The 5,656-nt window shown below is 57.1% G+C and carries 5 protein-coding genes; all 5 read left to right on the top strand.

From position 1 onward, the window contains the following. The first annotated feature begins 373 nt into the window (after positions 1–373). Complete coding sequence (locus GXX82_10745) at positions 374–1,927, top strand: glycosyltransferase family 39 protein (GenBank protein NLT23514.1); 1,554 nt, start codon at positions 374–376, stop codon at positions 1,925–1,927. Further along, on the top strand, positions 1,920–2,849 hold the full coding sequence (locus GXX82_10750; protein ID NLT23515.1) for a glycosyltransferase: 930 nt from the start codon (positions 1,920–1,922) through the stop codon (positions 2,847–2,849). The genes GXX82_10745 and GXX82_10750 overlap by 8 nt, the downstream gene beginning before the upstream one ends. Beyond that, positions 2,846–3,769, top strand: coding sequence for a formyltransferase (locus tag GXX82_10755; protein NLT23516.1), 924 nt, complete (start codon positions 2,846–2,848; stop codon positions 3,767–3,769). Before GXX82_10750 ends, GXX82_10755 begins: the two co-directional genes overlap by 4 nt. Next, complete coding sequence (locus GXX82_10760) at positions 3,766–4,809, top strand: bifunctional UDP-4-keto-pentose/UDP-xylose synthase (protein ID NLT23517.1); 1,044 nt, start codon at positions 3,766–3,768, stop codon at positions 4,807–4,809. The genes GXX82_10755 and GXX82_10760 overlap by 4 nt, the downstream gene beginning before the upstream one ends. Positions 4,810–4,816: 7 nt before the next feature. After that, positions 4,817–5,656, top strand: an 840-nt coding sequence (locus GXX82_10765; protein NLT23518.1) for a polysaccharide deacetylase family protein, incomplete at its 3' end; no start/stop codon positions are given.

The raw sequence follows: 5,656 nt of genomic DNA on the forward strand, positions 1-5,656 counted from the left end.
CGCCGCTCTTTTCATGTTCTTCTCCCTGATCATCATAAACGTTGGCCGGCCTGCCTCACGTTCGCCGGACCTTCTTGCCTTCGTGCCTCACGATACCCGCTGCCCTGCGGCCGGTGAGGCCGCCCTCATGTCGTGCCTGGATTCAGATATTTCCATTGTACATGAAGCAGGAGTTGTTTTCCAGTTCTCCTTGTTGTATACGCGTCTGGGACCGGTGTCGAACGAGAGTGGAAAGGGCGGGAATGCCCTGAAATGATTGCATCTATCGAGAATGAAGGTTCCCGGCGGCAAAGAAATGTTGAAAAATGTCCCGTATTGGCATATAAAACTTCCTGTATTTTGACATGGTTGTAGTGTTTCGAAGCGAAAGATAATGAAAATACGACTTACAGCGCTTATCATTCTCGCGGGCATCCTCTTTTTTTTCAATCTCGGGACCACCTCCCTGTGGGACCCCGATGAACCGCGTCAGGCCATCATGGCACGGGAGATGATGGACAGGGGGGACTATATCAGGCCCTACCTCAACGGTATCCCGTACCTGGAGAAGCCGCCATTCTATTCATGGATGATCATCGCCGCGGCGAAGGCATGCGGCTCGGTCGATGAATTTGCCTCCCGGGCGCCCTCCGCGCTGGCGGCGCTCCTTACCGTGGTGATGACCTTTCTCCTGGGGTGCAGGCTCGGCGACGAACGCGCGGGTTTCTTCTCGGGGCTTGTTCTCGCGACCAATTACCAGTTCCTCTCCAACGCCAGGGAATCAGTGATGGACATGACCTTTGCCTTTTTCATCGGTCTTGCCATCTACCTGGCCTTTGTCTCACTGGAGAAGGGCAAGCGTCTCAACTTTGCCCTTTCCTTCATCCCCGGCGCTTTCGCGATACTCACGAAGGGACCGGCAGGACTTGTCATACCCGTCGGGGTCGTGTTCGTCTATCTCGTGTTCAAGAAGAGCCTCCGCCGCTACATAGTTCCCCTGGTGCTCGGCTCTGTCCTTGCAACCGCCATCGCCTCCGTGTGGTTCCTTGCCGCCGGCGAGAGCTACATCAGGGAGTTCATCCTTCATCAGAACGTGACCCGCTACACGAATGCCTTCGACCACCTGGAATCGCCCTGGTATTACTTTCATAAACTTTTCTTCAATTTCATGCCCTGGAGCCTCTTCCTTCCCTTTGCCCTTTTCGGGGCCTGGAAACGGCGCTATGTTCTTCCCCTCCTCTGGTTCGTGCTCATCTTCCTTTTCTTCGAGCTGTCCCAGAGCAAGAGGGCGATCTATCTTCTCTCCGCCTATCCGGCACTCGCGCTTCTCACCGGGCTTTACATCAGGGACGCCTGGGACGGCCTCGTCGAAAGGGGTTGGACGAACACCGTCCTCAAAGCACTGGCGGTGCTGCTCGCTCTCATACCCGTCGGTGCCGTCATCGCCATGTACGTGCTGCCCGAGGAGGATGTGGCGGTCTTCAGGGACGGGCCGCTGTCCCTGTATGTCTATCTTGCCGTGCTGTTTCTCGCGGCATGCGGTTTTCTCGTCATGCTTTTCAAGAGGAACAGGCACTTCGCCCTGGCCTTTTTCCTCTTCTTTCTTGTTTTCACCGGTTTTTTCTACGGCGCCTACTACATGCCCCTCGTCGACAGGACGTCGAAGTCCCTGACCCTCATCACGGACGCCCTCGGCGATGACGGACGAACGAAGAGGATATACACCTATGGTTTCAACTCCGCCGGCATCATATTCTACGTGGGGAAACCCGTCAAAGCCCTGAGCGATATTAAGGAGATAAAAGAAGACGAAAGTGATATACTACTCATTGTCGAAGAGAAACCCACAATGCATCTCAGGGAGACTCTGGAGAAGTCCTTCGTGCCCGTGAAAAGGGTGAAGTACGAGAAGGAGCACTATATCTTCTATGTGAGGAAAAATGGATGAGAAGCCCTATGTGTCCGTGCTTGTCCCCGTTCTGAACGAAGAGGAGTCGCTTCCGGAACTGAACGAACGGCTCCGCGACGCCCTGGCGGCCATTCACAGACCCTACGAGATCATCTATATAAACGACGGGAGCACGGACCGGACGGAGGAGATCCTCGAGGCCTTCCATCGCGAGGACGGACGGATCAAGGTCATAGAGTTCAACAGGAATTACGGTCAGCATATGGCCCTTTTCGCCGGTTTCGATTTTGCCCGGGGCGAGATCGTCGTGACCATCGACGCCGACCTGCAGAACCCGCCCGAGGAGATCCCGAGGCTCGTGGCCAAGGCGGAAGAGGGCTACGAGGTCGTCGCCACGTACCGGAAACAGAGGAAGGATTCACTCTTCCGCAAGTTGCCTTCCTACATAGTCAACAGGATCACGGCAAAGCTCGTCGGTGTCCGTCTCAGGGACTATGGCTGTATGCTCAGGGCTTACCGGCGCAATATCGTCGACTACATGAACATGTGCCCCGAATCGTCCAGCTTCATCCCGGCGCTTGCCAACACCTTTGCCAAGAGGATAACCGAGATAGAGGTCGGTCACGAGGAAAGGAAGAAAGGGACCTCCAAGTACAGTCCCTTCAAGCTATTCAGGCTCAATTTCGACCTCATGACGAACTTTTCTCTCCTGCCCATACAGTTCATCAGCATGCTCGGTGTGGTCATCGCCTTTCTCGGCCTTGCCTTCGCCATTTTCCTCATGGTGCGGCGGCTCCTCATAGGCCCTGAGGGGGAGGGAACCTTCACCCTCTTCGGCGTGCTCTTCTTCTTCATAGGCATACAGATCTTCGCCCTGGGGGTCATCGGCGAGTACGTCGGCCGGATATACCAGGAAGTGAGGCGGCGCCCACGGTACATCATCAAGAAGGAATACATGTGAGAGCTGTCGTATTCGCATACCAGGAGATCGGCTACGTCTGTCTGGAAGAGCTCCTTGGCACCGGTGCCGACGTCGCCTGTCTTTTCACCCATGATGACGACCCCGGCGAAGAGATCTGGTTCCGCAGACCCGTGGAGCTCGCGCGGGAGTATGGAATTCCCGTATACATGCCGGAGAGCCTGAACGAGGAGAGGTGGATCGCCCTCATCCGCGATATGCGCCCGGACATAGTGTTCTCCTTCTACTACCGCAAGATGATCCCGAAGGCCATCCTGGACATACCGCGCATCGGCGCCTTCAACCTTCACGGTTCCCTTCTTCCGCAATACCGCGGCCGCTGTCCCGTCAACTGGGTCCTCATAGCAGGCGAGGAGCGCACGGGCGTGACCCTTCATTTCATGGTGGAAAAACCGGACGCGGGCGATATCGTCGCGCAGAAAGAGGTTCCCATCGCCTTCGAAGACGACGTCTTCTCTGTGTACATGAAGCTCGTCGGAGCTGCGCGGGAGTTGATGCAGGATGTCCTGCCAGGTCTTCAGGCCGGGACCTTCACGAGAAGGGTGCAGGCGGGACCGTCCTCCTATTTCGGGGGCCGCAAGCCCGAGGACGGTCTCATCGACTGGACGAAGGATTCACTGTCCATATACAACCTCACCCGCGCGGTGACCCATCCCTACCCGGGGGCCTTCACCTACCTTGACGGGGAAAAGCTCTTTATCTGGAAGGCATACCCCGAGAATGTCTCTCCACGGGACGTCCCCCCGGGGATGGTGATATCGGAGGACCCTCTTCTCGTGCGGACCGGTTCGGGTTCCCTGCGCCTCGTCCTGGCCCAGGTCGAAGGTGAGCAGGAGATGGACGCCGTCGAACTGGTGTCTTCCCGTGTCTTGAAAAACAAAATTCTAGGAGGTCACCCTTGAGACTCTTGGTGCTCGGAGTGAACGGATTCATCGGCAATGCCCTCGCGGAACACGTGCTCAACGAAACGGATTGGGAGATCTACGGACTGGACATTCGCAACGACAAGCTTGGCGAGTGTCTCGGCCATGAACGCTTCCACTACGTTGAAGGCGACATCTCGATAAACAGGGAATGGATAGAATACCACGTCAAGAAGTGCGACGTCGTCATGCCCCTCGTGGCCATCGCGACACCAATGACATACGTGAGGGAGCCTCTTCGCGTCTTTGAACTCGATTTCGAGGAGAACCTCAAGGTCGTCCGTCTCTGCGTCAAGTACGGCAAGAGACTCCTCTTCCCATCCACCTCGGAGGTGTACGGGATGTCCCCCGACACGGAGTTCACCGAGGACGGCAGTCCCCTTGTCCTCGGTCCCATCAACAAGCAGCGATGGATCTACAGCGCGTCGAAGCAGCTTCTCGACAGGGTCATCTGGGCGTATGGTTTTCAGCACGGCCTCAGGTTCACCCTCTTCCGACCCTTCAACTGGATAGGTCCCAAGCTTGACGAATTGACCACGGACCCGGAAAAAGAGGGAAGCTCCCGGGTGGTGACGCAGTTCATCAGCAGCCTCTTTCTTGCCGAACCCATCCGGCTCGTGGATGGAGGTTCGCAGAAACGGTGCTTCACCTATATCGATGACGGCATCGCGTGCCTCATGAGGATCATAGAGAACAAAGAAGACCGCTGCAACGGCCAGATCTTCAACATCGGCAACCCGCTGAACGAGGCGACCGTGAAAGACCTTGCCATCAAGCTGAAGACGATGTTCACGGAGGATGCGAGGACAAAGCACTACACGAGACACTCCGAGATCATCGAGGTCTACTCCCGGGATTTCTATGGCGAGGGCTACCAGGATATCGACCGCAGGGTCCCCTCCATAGCGAAGGCGAGAGAGATCCTCGGCTGGGAACCCGTCGTGGATCTCGACACGGCCCTCAGGAAGACGCTCGACTACTACCTGGAAACGAGCCTCCCCGGAGAGACGGACAGGTAGGGCGCTTTTGAGCGGGACCATAGGGATCAAGGTCGATGTGGACACCTTCCAGGGCATGCGCAACGGCGTGCCCGTCCTTCTCGACATATTCCGGCGCCACGATGTGAGGGCGAGTTTCTTCGTCCCCATGGGAAAGGACAACACAGGCAGGACCGTAAAGAGGGTCTTCACCCGCAAGGGTTTTCTCAAGAAGGCGGGCCGTGTGGGGGTTCTGAGCACCTACGGCGTGAAAACCCTCATGTACGGCCTCGTCCTGCCGGGGCCCCAGATCGCGCGCGGAAACATAACCCTCATCAGGAGGATCCTCGATGGCGGTCATGAACTGGGCATACACGGCCATGACCATGTCCGCTGGCACGATTCCATCAAGCATTTTGACGAAGCAGAGACCCGCCGGGAGGTCGACCGGCTGCTCACCGTCTACCGGATGGTCGTCGGAGAGGAGGCCCGTTCCTTCGCAGCCCCGGGATGGATGATAAACCCCTTCGTGCTCAAGGTCTTCGAGGAAAAGGGATTGGTGTATTCCAGCGACACCCGGGGTCTGTGCCCCTTCTATCCGGAAATGGGTGGGATCCGGTTCTCGATAGTCCAGATCCCGACGACCCTTCCAACCCTGGATGAAGTCATCGGGGTCGTAAGCGCCGAGGAAAAGACCCTCGTCGACCATTACCTCGGCCTCCTGGCCGATGGCCTCAATGTTCTGACGGTCCACACCGAACTCGAAGGCAAGCGCTGGAGCGGGTTCCTCGATGCTTTTCTCGCAGAGGCCGGGAAGCGGGGTTTCGCCTTCAAACCCCTCATGGACATCGCCCGTGAGTTCAAGAACACGCCCGACGGCCCCGTATGC

The organism is Syntrophorhabdus sp. (genome assembly GCA_012719415.1).
Classification (GTDB): domain Bacteria; phylum Desulfobacterota; class Syntrophorhabdia; order Syntrophorhabdales; family Syntrophorhabdaceae; genus Delta-02.